Origin of the sequence: uncultured Wocania sp. (genome assembly GCF_964021735.1) — a bacterium.
Lineage (GTDB): Bacteria > Bacteroidota > Bacteroidia > Flavobacteriales > Flavobacteriaceae > Wocania_A.
The window spans coordinates 1-17728 of the sequence record NZ_CAXIBN010000006.1 but is presented as its reverse complement, the minus strand read 5'-3'; the positions used below and the strand labels follow the sequence as shown (position 1 = coordinate 17728).

Annotated in this window: 14 protein-coding genes; 9 read left to right on the top strand and 5 right to left on the bottom strand. The window is 29.8% G+C overall.

Translation table 11 applies throughout. The features are described 5' to 3' along the window. Positions 1-43: 43 nt before the first annotated feature. On the top strand, positions 44-1102 hold the full coding sequence (locus tag AADI82_RS01280) for an SDR family NAD(P)-dependent oxidoreductase (RefSeq protein ID WP_341214657.1): 1059 nt from the start codon (positions 44-46) through the stop codon (positions 1100-1102). Here AADI82_RS01280 and AADI82_RS01275 read toward each other — a convergent pair whose 3' ends face one another. After that, positions 1103-2281, bottom strand: coding sequence for a proline dehydrogenase family protein (locus tag AADI82_RS01275; protein WP_341214656.1), 1179 nt, complete (start codon positions 2279-2281; stop codon positions 1103-1105). It abuts the gene before it with no gap. 97 nt (positions 2282-2378) lie between these two features. Between AADI82_RS01275 and aroB the strand changes: the two genes are divergently transcribed. The 3 genes from aroB (at position 2379) to AADI82_RS01260 (ending at position 4684) form a co-directional block, all read left to right on the top strand. Continuing rightward, positions 2379-3446: a 3-dehydroquinate synthase gene (gene aroB, locus AADI82_RS01270; RefSeq protein ID WP_341214655.1), complete on the top strand. Its 1068-nt coding sequence runs from the start codon at positions 2379-2381 to the stop codon at positions 3444-3446. Positions 3447-3610: 164 nt separating this feature from the next. Beyond that, the gene (locus AADI82_RS01265; protein ID WP_341214654.1) at positions 3611-3910 is read left to right on the top strand and encodes a hypothetical protein; all 300 of its coding nucleotides are present in this window, start codon (positions 3611-3613) and stop codon (positions 3908-3910) included. Between the two features lie 27 nt (positions 3911-3937). Continuing rightward, positions 3938-4684, top strand: coding sequence for a CpsB/CapC family capsule biosynthesis tyrosine phosphatase (locus AADI82_RS01260; protein ID WP_341214653.1), 747 nt, complete (start codon positions 3938-3940; stop codon positions 4682-4684). Here the strand turns inward: AADI82_RS01260 and AADI82_RS01255 are convergent. Genes AADI82_RS01255 through AADI82_RS01240 form a run of 4 tightly spaced genes read right to left on the bottom strand, consistent with a single transcriptional unit; the run spans position 4681 to position 10993 of the window. Beyond that, complete coding sequence (locus AADI82_RS01255; RefSeq protein ID WP_341214652.1) at positions 4681-7059, bottom strand: polysaccharide biosynthesis tyrosine autokinase; 2379 nt, start codon at positions 7057-7059, stop codon at positions 4681-4683. The genes AADI82_RS01260 and AADI82_RS01255 overlap by 4 nt on opposite strands. Before the next feature lie 8 nt (positions 7060-7067). After that, positions 7068-7871: a polysaccharide biosynthesis/export family protein gene (locus AADI82_RS01250; RefSeq protein WP_341214651.1), complete on the bottom strand. Its 804-nt coding sequence runs from the start codon at positions 7869-7871 to the stop codon at positions 7068-7070. A 42-nt stretch (positions 7872-7913) separates the two neighbouring features. Next, positions 7914-9866 carry a nucleoside-diphosphate sugar epimerase/dehydratase gene (locus AADI82_RS01245; RefSeq protein ID WP_341214650.1) on the bottom strand — a complete coding sequence of 651 codons (1953 nt, stop codon included), beginning with the start codon at positions 9864-9866 and terminating at the stop codon, positions 7914-7916. After that, entirely contained in the window at positions 9863-10993 is a 1131-nt protein-coding gene (locus AADI82_RS01240; protein ID WP_341214649.1) for an aminotransferase class I/II-fold pyridoxal phosphate-dependent enzyme, read from the bottom strand. The genes AADI82_RS01245 and AADI82_RS01240 overlap by 4 nt, the downstream gene beginning before the upstream one ends. A 667-nt stretch (positions 10994-11660) precedes the next feature. Here AADI82_RS01240 and AADI82_RS01235 point away from each other — a divergent pair. Genes AADI82_RS01235 through AADI82_RS01215 form a run of 5 tightly spaced genes read left to right on the top strand, consistent with a single transcriptional unit; the run spans position 11661 to position 17452 of the window. Further along, entirely contained in the window at positions 11661-12659 is a 999-nt protein-coding gene (locus AADI82_RS01235; protein WP_341214648.1) for an SDR family oxidoreductase, read from the top strand. Positions 12660-12678: 19 nt separating this feature from the next. Beyond that, complete coding sequence (locus tag AADI82_RS01230) at positions 12679-13959, top strand: nucleotide sugar dehydrogenase (RefSeq protein ID WP_341214647.1); 1281 nt, start codon at positions 12679-12681, stop codon at positions 13957-13959. 39 nt (positions 13960-13998) lie between these two features. After that, the gene (locus AADI82_RS01225; RefSeq protein ID WP_341214646.1) at positions 13999-15525 is read left to right on the top strand and encodes an oligosaccharide flippase family protein; all 1527 of its coding nucleotides are present in this window, start codon (positions 13999-14001) and stop codon (positions 15523-15525) included. A 41-nt stretch (positions 15526-15566) separates the two neighbouring features. After that, positions 15567-16532, top strand: coding sequence for a polysaccharide pyruvyl transferase family protein (locus AADI82_RS01220; protein WP_341214645.1), 966 nt, complete (start codon positions 15567-15569; stop codon positions 16530-16532). Between the two features lie 2 nt (positions 16533-16534). After that, positions 16535-17452 carry a glycosyltransferase gene (locus tag AADI82_RS01215; protein WP_341214644.1) on the top strand — a complete coding sequence of 306 codons (918 nt, stop codon included), beginning with the start codon at positions 16535-16537 and terminating at the stop codon, positions 17450-17452. Positions 17453-17728 lie beyond the last annotated feature (276 nt).

Here is a 17728-nt window from a genome sequence, read left to right as displayed (position 1 = left end):
AATTTATCTATTAAAACCTACATTTTGACGAAGTTGATAATCAATGAATACATCTGCCTCAAATTATATCCAGCAATTAATTAACGATTCGGGTTTACTTCATTTAAAAGGTAATTCGAAAAAAAGCTACCCTAATTTAGATTTTTCAAATGAAGTCATTTTAATTACTGGTGCCGCAGGCTCCATTGGCAGCGGACTTACAAAGCAACTCTTACATTGCAAATACAAAAAGCTCGTTTTAGTTGACATTGCAGAATCTCCACTATACGAGCTTCAACAGGCATTAGGGCATAAAACAAATAACGTAAAATTCATTTTATTGAATATTACCGAAAAAGAATCTCTAAGCCACCTTTTTAAAACCTATAAGCCTACACTCGTTTTTCATACAGCAGCATACAAACATGTGCCTTTAATGGAATGTAACCCTTACGAAGCTGTAAAGCTAAATGTAATTGGCACCAAGTTATTGGCAGATTTATCTATTTTGCATACGGTTAAAAAATTCATTTTTATTTCAACCGATAAAGCCGTTAACCCAATTAGTACAATGGGAATGACAAAGCGTATTGCAGAACTCTACTTATTGAATTTAAACAATATAGAAAAGACTAAATTTACCATCACTCGTTTTGGAAATATATTTGGTTCTAACGGATCGGTTGTTCCTTTATTTATAAATCAAATTAATGCAGGAAAACCTTTAACCGTTACGAATAAAAATATCTCTCGCTATTTTATTTGCAAGCACAAAGCATGTAACTTAATATTAGAAATTACAAGTTTTGAAAATTTTGAAAACTCTATTTTTACTTTTAACATGGGGAAACCCATAAAAATAATAGATTTAGCAAAAACTTTAACTACATTTTATAACGAAGATATAGATATCAAAATTACTAAAATTCGCTCTGGTGAAAAATTGCACGAGGATATAATTTCTAATGATGAGACACTAGTACCTACAAAGCATAAAGACATAATGCATGTAAAAAGTAATAGTGACAAACCAACAAAAACTTTAAATTTTGATGAGTTATTGAACATTACGCCTTATTATTCTCCTCAAGAAATAAAAACAATACTTAAAAAGTATGTGTAACTATTTTTGTTTCCTACGTTTTTTCTCTTTGGCCAATAAATTAAGCTCTCTACTGGTTTGTCCAGCTACCGAAGTGTTTTCCTCCGCCCTTCTAATTAAGTATGGCATAACATCTTTTACAGGGCCAAAAGGCATATACTTAGCTACATTATAACCTTTGTATGCTAAATTATAACTAATATGATCGCTCATTCCATAAAGCTGTCCAAACCAAACCCGCGAATCGTTATTATCTAAGCTTCTTTCTTGCATTAACTGCATTAATAAATACGAACTTTCTTCATTATGTGTGCCAGCAAACAAAGCTATTTCATTTAAGTTGTCTAAAACATATTTTAAACCTTCATCAAAATTAATGTCGGTTGCTTTTTTATTCACACAAATAGGCGATACATATCCTTTTTCTTCTGCACGATCATTCTCTTTTTCCATATAAGCACCACGTACTAATTTATACCCCAAGTAAAAGCCTTCTGCCTTTGCTAATTGATGCTGCTGCTTTAAAAAGTCTAGTCTATCATGTCTATACATTTGCAAAGTATTAAACACAATAGGTTTTTCTGTATTATACTTTCGCATCATTTTTGTTATCAATTCATCCGCAGCATCTTGCATCCAACTTTCTTCGGCATCAATTAATATAGCAATATCATTTTCTTTAGATTTTTTACAAACTACATCAAACCTATTTACTACTCTATCCCATTCTTCTTGTTCCTTTTCGGTTAAAGTCTCTCCTTTTCCTAACTTTTCATATAAATAAAAACGTCCAAAACCTGTAGGTTTAAATACCGCAATAGGAAGTGCATCAATGGTTTTAGCAAAATCTATAATTTTAAGAATCATGTGCATTGCAGCATCAAATTCAACTTCATTTTCTTTCCCTTCTACTGAGTAATCTAAAACAGAGCTTACGCCTTTTTCATACATTCTGTCAATAACAGGTAAACAATCCTCTTCATTGACACCACCACAGAAATGATCGAAAACTGTAGAACGAATAAGCCCTTCAATCGGTAAATGCGCTTTTATTGCAAAGTTAGTTGCAGCTGTTCCTATTTTAACCAAAGGCTCAATAGAAATCATTTTAAATAAAAAATATGCGCGTTCTAATTCAGAATCGCTTTTAAGTGCAAACGCTATTTCGGTATTCTCAAAAATAGAGTCGGTTTTTTCCATTATTTATAAAATTTTCCACAAATATAATTAAGACTTAGTTATCATTTTATATAAAAACTCCTTAATTTCACTGCTTAAATTAATAGCGATATTTTTTATGAAATCGATTACTGCAAATGATTCTATAATTCATTTTAATAGTGCTTGTTACACTTCATTAAATGAGCATCTTAAATCAAATAATTTTTCTAAAATTTTTATTTTAGTTGATGAGAATACCCATCAATTTTGCTTGCCAAATTTTTTAGCAAAACTAGAAACCAATGTTGTTATAGAAATTATTGAAATTGAATCTGGAGAAGAAAATAAAACGATAGAAACCTGCTCTGGTGTATGGAATACCCTTTCTGAATTAGATGCCGATAGAAAAAGTTTACTAATAAATGTTGGTGGCGGTGTAATTACAGATTTGGGTGGGTTTGTAGCCTCTACATTTAAAAGAGGAATTGCTTATATAAATGTACCTACCTCGTTATTATCTATGGTAGATGCATCTGTTGGCGGTAAAACAGGTGTAGATTTAGGGCACTTAAAAAACCAAATTGGTGTAATTACTACACCAAATTTAGTGCTTATTGATACTACATTTTTAGAGACATTGCCACAAAATCAAATGCGATCTGGTCTAGCAGAAATGCTAAAACATGGGTTAATTAGAGATGAAAATTATTGGAATAAATTTAAAGAATTATCTAAATTATCGCTAGATGATTTAGATGAATTAATTTACGAATCTGTTATTATTAAAAAAAATGTGGTTGAAACAGATCCTTTTGAAGACGGAATTAGAAAAACATTAAATTTTGGACATACTCTTGGTCATGCCATAGAATCTTATTTTTTAAGCAATCCAAATAAAAAAGATTTATTGCATGGAGAAGCTGTTATTATAGGAATGATTTTAGCTTGCTACATATCTTCAGAATTAATGGGTTTTCCAAAAAAAACTACTAAAGAAATTAAAGCCTTATTTTTAAGTTATTATGAAAAAGTAAGTATTGATAAAAGCGAGTATCAAAACATTATAGAATTATTAAAATACGATAAGAAAAACAATCATGGTAACATAAATTTTGTACTTCTTAAAAATATTGGCAACCCAGAAATAGATTGTTTAGTAGATGATGCCACTATAATTAATGCTTTTAAATTTTATGCTACTTAAATATTTTTTTTTGTAATTTTATAAATATTGCTACTAAATTTAATTGTCAACCAAATTTTTATTATGATATTATCAAATGAGCCAGAATAATTAGTTGATACCCAACCTACATTATTATTGCCGAATTACATCTGAAATATAAAAAACAATAAAATTTTGACCAGATGAAAAGAATTATAGTTGATTATAAAAAGCTAACTCCTGAAGTTTTAAATCTGTTAACTGAGAAATTCCCTGATGGTTATGGAGATGATGATATTATCACTTTTGATAATCATAGAAATGAAACTATTGAAGCTATTGAGGTTAAAACACCCGATGCTGTTTATTTGGTTAAAGTAAGTAGCAAATTACATTATACGATGACTAATTTTGATAGTGATAATATTGAACTTAACGATTTAGGTAATGTTGTGGTTGATAATACGATTGAACCCACTATTTTTGATGACGAAGAGGAATAAACTCTTTTTAACAAACCTACTTAAATAATGTTCCATTTTTTTTCTAAAAAAGTATTCCTTAAAGATTTATTAGAAGACTTTGTAGATATGCATTCTCATATTTTACCAGGAATAGATGATGGTGCAAAAAACACTTCAGAATCGATAGATTTAATTAAAGGTATGCAAGCATTGGGCGTTAAGCAATTTATGCCTACACCTCATGTAATGCAAGATTTCTATCCAAACACTGATGAAACTATTGGTGATGCATATCAAAGCCTATTAGGTGCTTTAGATTCTAAAATACTTTCAGAAATTACAATTAATCCTGCTGCGGAGTATATGTTAGACGACAATTTTCAAAAGCAACTAGATAGGCAGGAATTATTTACACTTAAAGGCAATTATTTGCTAATTGAGATGTCTTATTTTCAGCCACCGATTAACTTAGATGAAATAATTTTTAAAATTAAAATGAAAGGATATCTCCCTATTTTAGCACACCCTGAGCGTTATTCGTTTTATCATAACACAAAGGCGTATTATAAAAAGTTAAAACAGTTAGGGTGTTTTTTTCAACTTAATCTACTATCATTAAGTGAACATTATGGAAAAAATGTAGAGAAAACAGCAAATTATTTGATTGAAGAACAACTGATAGATTTTGTGGCGACTGATGTACATAATAATATGCATATAAAAAAACTTTCTAATTTAAATCTTAACAAAAATTTAATTAGAAAGCTTCCTGCTATTATAGAAAACACTTGCAATACGTTTTCGGTTATTTAAGTACGTTTTCTGAAAAAACTTTTCTTTTCTTTGGCACCGTAGTATCCGTATTTAGCACCATATCCAAAATTAGATTGCTTAACATCGTTAACTACAAGCATCATTCCGTTAAGTTTGTTTTCAGCATGTAATTCTTTTGCAAAATTTAAAATACGTGTTTCTGTGTAATCTGCACGTGTCATGTAAATGGTATGCCCAGCATATTGACTAAACAGTAATGTATCGGTTACTAGCATTGATGGAGCAGTATCAACAATAACATAATCATATTGCTCAGACACTTTATCAAAAAGAGGCTTCATTCTATCACTCATTAATAATTCTGCTGGATTTGGTGGTACTTTTCCAGACAGCAAAATATCAATTTTATTGCCTTTTATTTCATAAGTATTTATAGCCTCACCAACAATTACAGATTTATCAACTAAATATTCTGTTAACCCTATTTTTGAAACATCATTTTTCTTTTGATTATTTAAATCTATAAGTAATTTAGGATTTCTAATATCTGCACCAATTAATAATACTCTTTTATCTGTATTAGCTAGTGTTAATGCCATATTCATACTAAAAAAAGATTTTCCTTCACCGTTAATAGTTGAAGTTACAAAAATTACGTTATCATAGTTTTCTACTTTTCTTGTACGCTTTATGTAATCAAAATTTGTTCGTATAATCCTAAATGACTCTGATAAAATAGAGCGGTCATTTCTTTGTACTAAAACATTATTACTTTTTACTTTTGGTATCTCGCCTAAAACAGTAATGTTTTTAATTTCTTTTTCTAAATCTTCTTTGTTATGAATTTTTGTATCTAAAAGATTCTTAATATAGAAAAACATAAATGGTATTAGTAATCCTAAAAATATTGCTCCAGCGTAAGCGACTTGCTTGTTTGGAGAAATAGGTCCTCCAGCACTATTATAGGCCTCGTCAATTATTTTAGCACTAGGTGATGTAGCGGTTAAAGAAATAGCAGCCTCTTCCTTTTTTTGTAACAAGTAGAGATATAAAGATTCTATAGTTTGTCGTTCTCTCTCAATACCTCTTAATCTATTTTCTTGCCCTGGAACCGAGAATATTTTTGCATTAATTCTTCTGGATTGGCTTTCTAAGCTCCCTATTTGTATACGTAACGATTTACTTGAATTATCAATACTTTGTTGAAGGTCTTGCCTAACACCTGCTATAGTTTGATCTAAATTTAAAACTATGGGGTTTTGTTCGCCAGCACTTTTTAAAAGTGCTCTTCTTCTTTCTAATAATTGATTATATCTTGCAGATAAAGCACTTATAGCTGGGTCTCCAGCTCCTAAGTTTGAAGGAATCGAACTATACTTCCCAGTCTCATCTCCAAGTGTTTCTTTTACAAAATTAAGTTGGCTTAATTGCATTTTGGTAGCATCAATTTGCTGCTCGTTTGCTACACTTGAATTTAAAAATTGTCCTGCTTCAGAAACTACGTCAGTAATTTTATTACTAGTTTTAAATCCAACAATACTATCATCAACATTAATCAAGTTTCTTGCTACCATTCTTATTCTCCTATCAATGAATAGTGAAGTACTATCAGATATTTCATTTTTCTTTTTAATAGTAAAATCGTTGTACTCATGTATTAGTGTATTTACTATATCCTTTGCCTTCTCTATAACAGGATCAACCAAACTGACTTGAACGACTTTAGATGATTTTTTAATTGGTTCAATAGATATCCTATCTTTTAAAGATTCGGCTAAAGATTCGGCTTTAATAATATTAATCCTAATATTACTACCGACACTATTTTCAATGTTTTGGTTTTTTGGAGTTATGATAATACCGCCAAACGATGTTGATATGGTTTCGCCAAAAGTATATTTTTTTGCTGCCCCATCTTCATTGGTACGGTAATTAAAGTCTGTGGCAGAAAGAATTTCGACGTAGAAATTAAAATTGGTGTTATTAATTATAGAATCTGATTCAATAAAATTAACAACTACTGGAGTACTTTTGTACAACTCGGATTCATAAACCCTTCCCTTAGCATAATATCTAACATTTAGGTTTAGTTCTTTTACAATATTTCTAAGAAAGCTTCTTGATTTTATGACTTCAATTTCGTCTTCAACCATAGCGTCTTCTTTCTCAGAGAAAATAGACAAATCCTTTAATGCTCCGGCAGAAGAATTATCTTTATCATCCAAAAGCATGATTTTGGCAGTAGCCAAATATTTTGGTGTGGTATATCTTAAACTTAGGTATGTCAATCCAAAGCATATTAGTAAACTTAAAGCAAACCATTTCCATTGCTTTAAATATACAGATAGCGTTTTCTTGAGATTAAAATTAAAATCTTCAGAATTATTCAATAAATTATTTTGGTTTGAAGTCATTATTAATTCTAATTTCTAGTTACAAATATTAGCGCAGTTGTTAGAATAAAAGAAGTAATACTAATAATAGTTCCTATTCTGGTATCGCCTGACGCACTACTTATTGCAGAATTATTTGGTTCAACGTAAACATAATCATTTTGAGTTAAAAAGTACACAGGAGAATTAAAAACTTCTTTTGTTGTTAAGTCTATTCTAGAAATTGTTTTTGTACCATTAAAATCTCTAACCACCATAACATTGTCTCTTCTACCTTTTATGGTTAAACCTCCTGCCATACCAAGTGCTTCCATAATTGATATTCTTTCGCCAGATACTGGATAAACACCTGGTGATCTAACTTCTCCATCAATGGTAACCCTAAAATTTAAAACTCGCACAATAACTACTGGATCTTTCAAGAGTTCTCCATCGGCAAATTTTTTCTTAATCAAGGCTTTGGCTTCTTCTACAGTTAAGCCTATTAGTTTTATTTTTCCCAAAACAGGAAAATCGATGTTTCCATCTACATCAATAAGATAATCTATAAAGCTAGCACCGCCTCCACCGCCTCCTTGTCTTACAATGTTATAAGGTCTTGCAGGATCAATAATATTGCCTTCGGCAGTAGTAGCTGTTAAAACAGAAATATAAATGCTTAATATGTCTCCAACTTTTAATTTTGCTGTAAAAGTGTCTGTATCAACAATAGTTTCAAAATCTTTAGCATTTTGAAAATATACGATATCCTGCCTTGTTTTACAAGAAGTGAAAAATAAGCTGATTATAACGCTTGCAATGAGTAATTTGCGTCTTGAAAAAGGTTTAATCATATTTTTAAACATTTGGGGAAAGTAGTAAAATTTACTTATTTATTAAAGATTGATATAGCTTTTATCTGATTTGCCCTCAGATAAACCTCTAACTTTCTTGTAGATTTGAACTCTTTTGTCGAATTTCTCGTAATCAGAATTATTAGATTTATATTCAGGGATTAGGCTTTTCATTTTCATAACAATATTGTTGTTTTGAAAACGATTAGTAATGCATAACTCCTCAATTTCTGATTTAACTTTGTTATATTCTAACTCTCTGGTTTTGCTTATCATTATCTTTTTATGGTAAGTAGATAATGTGTTTTCACCATTAGCTAATAATTCTTCATAAAGTTTTTCACCTGGACGTAGTCCTGAAATTTCAATATCAATATCTTCTGGAAATCTTAATCCAGATAATTTTATCATGTTCTTAGCCAAATCGTATATTTTAACAGATTCACCCATGTCGAAAATAAATATCTCGCCACCTTTACCCATTGTACCAGCTTCTAGAACTAATTGCGAAGCTTCTGGAATAGTCATAAAATAACGTGTTATGTCTTTATGCGTAAGTGTTAATGGACCGCCATTTTCTATTTGCTTTTTAAATAAAGGAATTACTGAGCCGTTTGAGCCTAAAACATTACCAAATCGTGTTGTAATAAATTTAGTTTTGCTTTCTTTTTGTAGACAACTAATATACATTTCTGCCATACGCTTAGTTGCTCCCATAACACTAGTTGGGTTTACAGCTTTATCTGTAGATACAAATACAAACTTTTTCACATCGTATCGAGATGCAGTATCTGCTAGTATTTTAGTTCCGTTTACATTTATCTTTATAGCTTCGTATGGAGACTTCTCCATTAATGGAACATGTTTATAGGCCGCAGCATGAAAAACCATAGTTGGTTTATTTTCTTGAAAGATGCTATCAACTCTTAAACCATCTCTAATATCTGCAACTATAGCAGTATAGTTTTCTTTTCCATTTTGTTTTAAATCTTGTTGTAAGTCGTACAATGCAGATTCTGCTTGGTCTACAAGTATTAGTTTTTTTACATCAAAATTTGCTAATTGTTTTACTAGCTCACTACCTATCGATCCTGCAGCCCCAGTAACTAAAATAGTTTCACCATTAAACTCATTTAATAAATTTGGATTATCAATTTCAATAGGAGCTCGTCCTAAAAGGTCTTCTATTTGCACTTGCTTTATTTGTTTAGCACTTAACTCGCCATTAATCCATTTTTCAATTGGTGGAACTTTAGCTATTTTTACATCTAAATCAATTAAACTATCAATTAAGTTTAACAATCGATTTGAATCTATGGTTTGAGAAGCTACAACAATTTCATCTATTGCATTAGACTCTATATAGCCTTTTGTAACTCTATTTTTTGAAAAAATTGGGACACCATTAATAGACTTCCCGTTCTTTGTTACATCGTCATCTATAAAACCTACAACATTAAACCTTGAGCTTAAGTTGCTAACCAATGCATTATATGTTATAATACCTGATTCTCCAGCACCATAAATAAGTACTCTTTTTGAGGATACAAGCTTACATTTTAAATAATTATAGGTCATTTTAAATAATAACCTACTAGCACTAAGTGTTACAAAACTAAGTAATGCATGAGTAACTATTATAGACAATGGAATTGTAAATTCAGGAATTATATTTGTTATTCTATTGAATAAAACAAACACAATAGATAATAAAGACATTAAAGAAACTGATTTAAATAAGTTTACAACATCTGTAAAACCTGTATGCCTAATAACACTTTTAAATGAGCCTATAACTAAAAAACTAAAAGTAGCTATAACTAATAGAAAAGGGATTTGAAATAAAAATTGATTAATATCAAAACCTAAAGTAAAATTAAACCTTATAAAATAAGTTACAAAAAATGTTAGTAATACTATTGTTAAATCTATACCTAAAACTAACCATTTTGAGGCGTATTTTTGTGAGTAATAAGAAAAGTAATTTTTTATCATGAGTTTGAGGCGTTTTTAATTATGTTTAAAACTCTATCTAAATCGTTTTGAGTTAGATTAGATCCACTTGGTAAACAAAGTCCATTTTTAAATAAATTTTCAGAGATACCATTAGTGTAAGACAAGCAATCTTTAAATACAGGTTGCAAATGCATTGGCTTCCATAAAGGTCTAGACTCAATATCATCTTGTTGTAATGCTAATCTTATCTCTTCACGCAATTCGTAAGAATTTGTTTTCATACAAGTAATCCATCTATTAGAAAAGAATCCTTCTGGCTCATCCAAAAAGCTTATGGTATCTATATTTGATAAATTATCTTTATAATAATTGTAATTATTTCTTCTAGCTTCTACTCTATCATCAATCACTTCCATTTGACCTCTACCTATACCTGCCAAAACATTACTCATTCTGTAATTAAACCCAACAGATGAGTGTTGATAGTGGGGGGCATTATCTCGTGCTTGAGTTGATAAAAAAACGGCCTTGTTTTTTAACTCTAAGTTTTTTGTTATTAACGCGCCTCCTCCAGAGGTTGTTATAATCTTATTACCATTAAAAGATAATATACCAACATCAGACAATGTTCCACATGCTTGATTAAAATATGTACTTCCTAAAGCTTCTGCACTATCTTCAACTATAGGGATATTATATTTTTTAGCAATTTCATTTATTTCTTTTGCTTTATACGGCATACCATATAAATGAACAGCTATTATGGCTTTTGGTTTTTTATATTTTTCTATTCTATCTTTAATTGCAATCTCTAGTAATTCAGGAGACATATTCCATGTGTCAGACTCACTGTCTATAAATACAGGTGTAGCACCTTGGTATAAAATAGGATTAGCAGAAGCTGAAAAGGTAAAGCTTTGACATAAAACTTCATCTCCTCTTGAAACGTCTAACAATTGTAATGCTAAATGTATAGCAGCTGTACCAGAACTAAGAACAGCAACTTCATTGTTATCTCCTAAATAGTTTTTTATATCATTTTCAAAACCATCAACATTTGGTCCTAACGGAGCTATCCAATTTGTATCAAACGCTTGATTAACAAATTTTTGCTCTGAGCCACCCATATGAGGTGATGATAAATATATTTTTGTTTTGGTCAACATTCTTTTTTAAATTATTCTTTCAATTTTCCACATGAAAACTTATAGCAGTTTATTAAACCACCTTTATTACAAAGTTTAAAAAGTATTTTTGTGAATCCCTCACATGTAAAAAATAGAATCATTTTCATAATTTATAGCTCTATAATTGTTTCTTAATAAAATATATCTTTAAAACTATATCAATCTATATTAGATTAATATTGAGAGGGATTTTGGTTATTTTAAATTTATACTTTTATTAAATCAATATGCTATTAATCAATTCAATCTTTTATTGATGGTGTAAATTTAGTAATTGTTTTAATTTAAAAACCATGACAAGGGGTTAATTCGCTAAAAGAGTAATAAAAATCGGTTAAATACATTAACGGTTTTCGTTGGTAGTAAAACTATGCAGATTGTCGATTTTAAGTTTTGCTTTTTCGTAAAATAATTTCATTTATGCAGTAACTATTAAGTTTCTATAATTTTTAACTTTTCAATTAATTCTAAAGATGAGAATACATTAATTTACACATGAAAACATTTGATTTAATCGATGTTTTTGGTAAAAAAATGAATTTCGTCGGTAAAAATGAGGTATTGATATAAATAGTTAACCATGTTACATTTATTTTTTTCATATTTGCGAAGCTATTAATAATTCAAAATACACCCCAAATTTAGAATGACAACACAACAATTAAAAACATTAGCAGGAAAGAAAGTACTTATAACTGGAGGAGCTGGATTTATTGGTTCTAACCTATGCGAAACTTTACTGCTTAATAATATAAGCGTAATTTGCTTAGATAATTTTTCAACAGGAAAAAGAAATAATATTGAGCCTTTTTTAAATGATAACAATTTTAATTTAATTGAAGGCGATATAAGAAATTTAGAAGATTGTCATAAAGCCTGCAAAGGTGTTGACTATGTATTGCATCAAGCAGCATTAGGCTCTGTACCAAGGTCAATTAACGACCCAATCACAACCAATGATGTTAACGTTTCTGGATTTTTAAACATGCTTGTTGCTGCAAGAGATGCTGGAGCTAAACGATTTGTTTATGCTGCAAGTTCATCTACTTATGGAGACCATGAAGCATTACCAAAAGTTGAAGATATAATAGGAAAACCTTTATCTCCCTATGCTATTACTAAATATGTAAATGAATTATATGCAGACATTTTTCACACCACCTATAATTTAGATACTATAGGATTACGTTATTTTAATGTATTTGGAAAAAGACAAGACCCTAATGGTGCTTACGCAGCTGTAATACCCAAATTTGTTCAACAATTTATAAGTCATGAATCTCCTGTAATAAATGGAGATGGAAGCTACTCAAGAGATTTTACATATATTGATAATGTTGTGCAAATGAACATTAATGCCATAACAACAAGCAACCAAGAAGCATTAAATAATGTATACAATGTAGCTTACGGAGAGCGAACTACGCTAATTGAGTTAGCGACCTTATTAAAAACATATTTATCAGAGTTTGATGCCTCTATTAAAAATATTGAAATTAAACATAAAGATAATAGAATTGGAGATATCCCTCACTCTTTAGCTTCTATCGATAAAGCCAAAAAATTATTAGATTACAACCCAAAATACGACATCAGTAATGGTTTAAAAAAAGCTGTTAATTGGTATTGGGAAAATTTAAAATAATTATTATCAAAATATAAAAATGAAGGATATTAAAATTGCCATTATTGGGCTAGGATATGTTGGTCTGCCTTTAGCACGACTTTTCGCTACAAAATATAATGTTGTAGGTTTCGATATTAATCAAAATCGAATAGATGAGTTACAACAAGGAAAAGATTCAACCTTAGAAGTAGAAGAAGATGTACTTAAATCGGTACTAAAAAATAGCCCTGATAATAATATCGGACTGTTTTGTTCATCAAATTTAGATGACATTAAAGACTACAATTATTATGTAATAACTGTTCCAACTCCAATTGATAAAAATAATAGACCAGATTTAACACCTCTTTATAAATCTAGCGAAACGGTTGCAAAAGTTTTAAAAAAGGGGGATATTGTTATATACGAATCTACAGTGTACCCTGGAGTTACTGAAGATGAGTGCGTACCAGTTCTTGAAAAAATAAGTGGATTAAAATTTAATAAGGATTTTTATGCAGGCTATTCACCAGAGCGAATTAATCCTGGTGATAAACTACATACCGTAGATAAAATACTTAAAGTTACTGCTGGATCAACTCCAGAAATAGGAAAAAAAGTAGATGCGCTATATGCAAGTGTTATAACTGCAGGTACACATTTAGCCCCAACAATAAAGGTTGCCGAAGCTGCAAAAGTAATTGAGAATTCGCAACGCGATATTAATATTGCATTTGTAAATGAGTTAGCAAAAATATTTAATCTTATGGATATTGATACTCATGATGTGTTAGAAGCTGCAGGAACAAAGTGGAATTTTTTACCATTTAAACCAGGTCTTGTTGGTGGGCATTGTATTGGTGTAGATCCATATTACTTAGCTCAAAAAGCGCAAGAAGTAGGCTATCATCCAGAAATTATTTTGGCAGGTCGTCGCGTAAATGATAGTATGGGACAATATGTCGCTTCTGAAGTTATTAAGCTTATGGTACAAAATGATATACGCATTAAAGAGGCAAATATATTAGCTCTAGGAATTACATTTAAAGAGAATTGTCCGGATGTAAGGAATACCAAAGCAGTTGATGTTATCAACCAACTTAAAAGCTACGGAACAAATGTTACCATATATGATCCTTGGGCGAAACCTGAAGAAGTAAAGCATGAATATGGTTTAGAAACTGTTCAAAAGCTACCTCGTCAAACCTTTGATGCTGTTGTGTTAACAGTTGCGCATAAAGAGTTTCTTCAAGAGAATTTAAAATCATTATTGAAACCAAATGGAATTTTATATGACGTTAAAGGTATTCTTAGTGAAAATGTAAGTGGAAGGTTATAATTTTCTACACTTGAATAACTTTAACTAAAACCAACAATTTTGAGTCAATTAAAAAAAGGAGCTGTATTAAACTATACAACAATAATATTAACCAACATAGTTGGTTTATTATTAACTCCTTTCATTATAGGAAAACTAGGCGATTCCGAATTTGGGTTATACACTTTAATAGGAGCACTTGTTGGTTACATCTCACTTTTAGATTTTGGGTTAAGTAATACCGTTATTCGATTCGTTGCTAAATATAGAGCTGAGCAAAACCGTGTTGAAGAGGAGAATTTTTTAGCTACTACTATGCTAATATACTTATCCATATCATTCATTATATTAATTGTAGGATCTATTTGTTACCTAAATTTAGAAGATATTTTTAAAGACTCCCTAACACTTGAACAAGTTAGAAGAGCAAAAATAATGTTTGTAATTTTAATTTTTAATCTTGCAATATGTCTACCCTGTGGTGTTTTCAATGGTATTTGTATTGGTTATGAACAATTTGTTTTCCCAAAATCTATAAACATTATAAGATATATAGTACGTTCATTAACTATTGTAACTGTTTTAATGTTTGGAGGTAAGGCTATATCCATGGTAATTGTTGACACACTAATGAATCTTTTCGTTATTATTGCTAATGCTGGATTTGTTTTTAAAAAATTAAAAGTTTCATTTAAGCTTCACTATTTTAAATTCTTAGTTGTAAAAAAGATTTTTAGCTACTCTTTTTGGATTTTTATTTCTGCAATAGTAGCTTTATTTCAATGGCAATCTGGACAAGTTATATTAGGTGTGCTAACAAATACAAATGTAGTCGCTATTTACGCAATAGGTATAGTACTTGGTAGTTACTATGGAACTTTTTCATCTGCAATCTCTGGTGTTTTTTTGCCAAGAGCAACTCAAATGACTGTTGCTAATGCGTCTCCTAAAGAATTAACTGATATGATGATAAAAATTGGAAGAATTTCTTTTATATCATTATTATATATTTTAGGAGCATTTATATTATTTGGTAAACAGTTTGTATTTTTATGGGTTGGTGAAACATATTTTGATTCTTGGGTAATTGCATTAATCATAATGTTTGCATACACAATTCCTTTAACTCAATCTTTTGGCATATTAATTCTTGAAGCAAGTAATCGAGTTTCTTTTAAAGCAGTTATGTTTCTAATATTTTTTGTAATTGGGACAATTATTGGTGGCTTTTTATCTAAAAAATTTGGGGCAATAGGTATGATTTCTGGAATAGTTTTGGGTTGGTTTATAGTACAGAATATAATGAACTATTATTATCATAAAGTTTTAGGGATAAATATTTTGAGATTTTTCAAAGAACTTTTTAATAAAACACTCTTGATATTTGTTTTAATTTTAGGTATTGGATACCTCATAAGTTATCTCCCTGGAGATAGTTGGCTTAATTTCTTTTTAAAAGCAATAATGTATTCAGTTGTTTATTTTGCCTTAATGTACTATAAAGGAAGTATTGAGTTTGAAAAATTATTATTCAATAAATCAATTGGGAATTTAAAAAATAAAATTATAAAAAAAAGAACATCATAACTCTTTGAGTTCATAAAAAAACTACACATTCTTAAATGACTATGAAATACGGACTACTAAAATACGACGAAAACAAACGTTTTTTTAATGTTGGAGATAATATTCAAAGCCTTGCTGCTAAACAATTTTTACCTCAAACAGATTTTCTTTTGAACAGAGAAAAACTAGCTGATTATAAAGGTGAAAAAACGAAGTTGATAATGAATGGCTGGTTTACCCACAATATTCATAATTGGGTACCATCTGAAGATATCGATCCATTGTTTGTGTCTTTTCACATGAATAATACAGCAGCACCTTTTATGCTAAGTGATAAAGGTATAGCCTATTTAAAAAAGCACCAGCCTATTGGGTGTAGAGATCAATTTACAGCAGATACATTAAAATCAAAAGGTATAGACGCCTATTTCTCTGGTTGTTTAACTTTAACTTTAGATAGCTATAAAGTTGATGATTCAGAAAGAGGCAATGACATTTATATTGTAGATCCTCTATACAATTATCCAAGATCATTAAAAGTTTTTTTTAATTTCAAATCCATTATTAGAAACACACTTAATGGAAAAATTTTTCAATTAAAAAAGAAACAAAATCACATAAAAAAGTTTATAGGTAAAGACGTTTTAGATAAAGCAATACATGTGAATCAAGAGCCACCATCTAATACTTTTTCAGAGGAAGAAAAGTTTGAAATGGCAGAAGATTTGCTAAAAAAATATGCACGAGCAAAATTGGTAATTACTTCAAGAATTCATTGTGCGCTGCCCTGTTTGGCATTAGGTACTCCTGTTATTTTTGTTAATGGCTTTGATAGTTTTGTTGATTCTTGCCGATTCGATGGTATTTTAGAGTTATTCAATAAGATAGATATTAATCATAAAACTGGTGAGTATACTTCAAATTTTGGTTTAGAAGGCAAAATTGATTTAAATACAACTGTTACCAATTTAGGTTTACATCATAAATTGGCAGAACCATTAAAAGAAAGGTGTAAGAAATTTATTTAGTAATGACAAATAATGACCCTATTAAGTTATTATATATTACCAATCAGATATCTGGTTCTGGTGGTTTAGAGCGTGTACTTTCGATAAAGGCAAGCTATTTAGCCGATAAGCTAAATTATGAAGTACATATTGTTACACTTAATCAAGGAAATAAATCTTTATTTTACAAGTTTAGTGATTCTCTAATCTATCATAATATTAACGCATTAGGAAACCCCATAAACTACTTTTTAAAGTATAAAAATGGATTAAAAAAAATAGTAGATTTTGTAAAGCCAGATATAATTTCTGTCTGTGATGATGGCTTAAAAGGTTTTTTTGTGCCATGGTTTATAAAAAAACCTTGTCCTATGGTATATGAGAGGCATGTATCAAAAAACATAGAAATAAAATCAGATACCACTTCATTTTTTCAAAGCATAAAACTAAAATTTATTTTTGCGCTTATGAACTTAGGAGCAAAAAGATATAATAGATTTATTGTATTAACGAAAGGGAATTTAAAAGAATGGAATCTAAATAATTTAGAGGTTATTTCTAATCCACTTTCTTTTTACCCTAACAAAATATCTAGTTTAGAAAACAAAACAGTTATAGCTGTAGGCAAACACTGTCATCAAAAAGGTTATGATAGACTTCTAAAGAGTTGGGAGATTCTATCTGAAAAGTATCCTGATTGGAAATTAGAAGTTTATGGTTCTATTGATAAAAGAGAGGGGTTACATAATTTAGCTAAAGAGCTTAAAGTTGACAAGAGTGTTACATTTTTCCCTCCAGAAAAAAATATAGGAGAAAAATACAAAAGCGCTTCAATATATGTTATGTCTTCAAGATATGAAGGATTTGGAATGGTTTTAATTGAGGCTATGGCGTATGGAGTGCCATGCGTATCATTTGATTGTCCTCATCAGACATTATAAAAAACGATATTGATGGTTATTTAGTCTCAAATGGAGATATAAAAGCGCTAAGCGAAAAATTAATTTGTCTAATTAATAATCAATCGAAAAGAATAGAAATGGGAACTAACGCCAGAGAAAATGTACTGCGTTTTTCTCCAGACGTTATAGTTCCTAAATGGGATGAGTTATTTAAAAGTTTAATAAATCGATAGAAATTATGAGGATAGTTTTTATTATAGATCAAGTTTTTAGACATGGCGGTATTGAAAGGGTTCTTTCAATAAAAGCCAACTA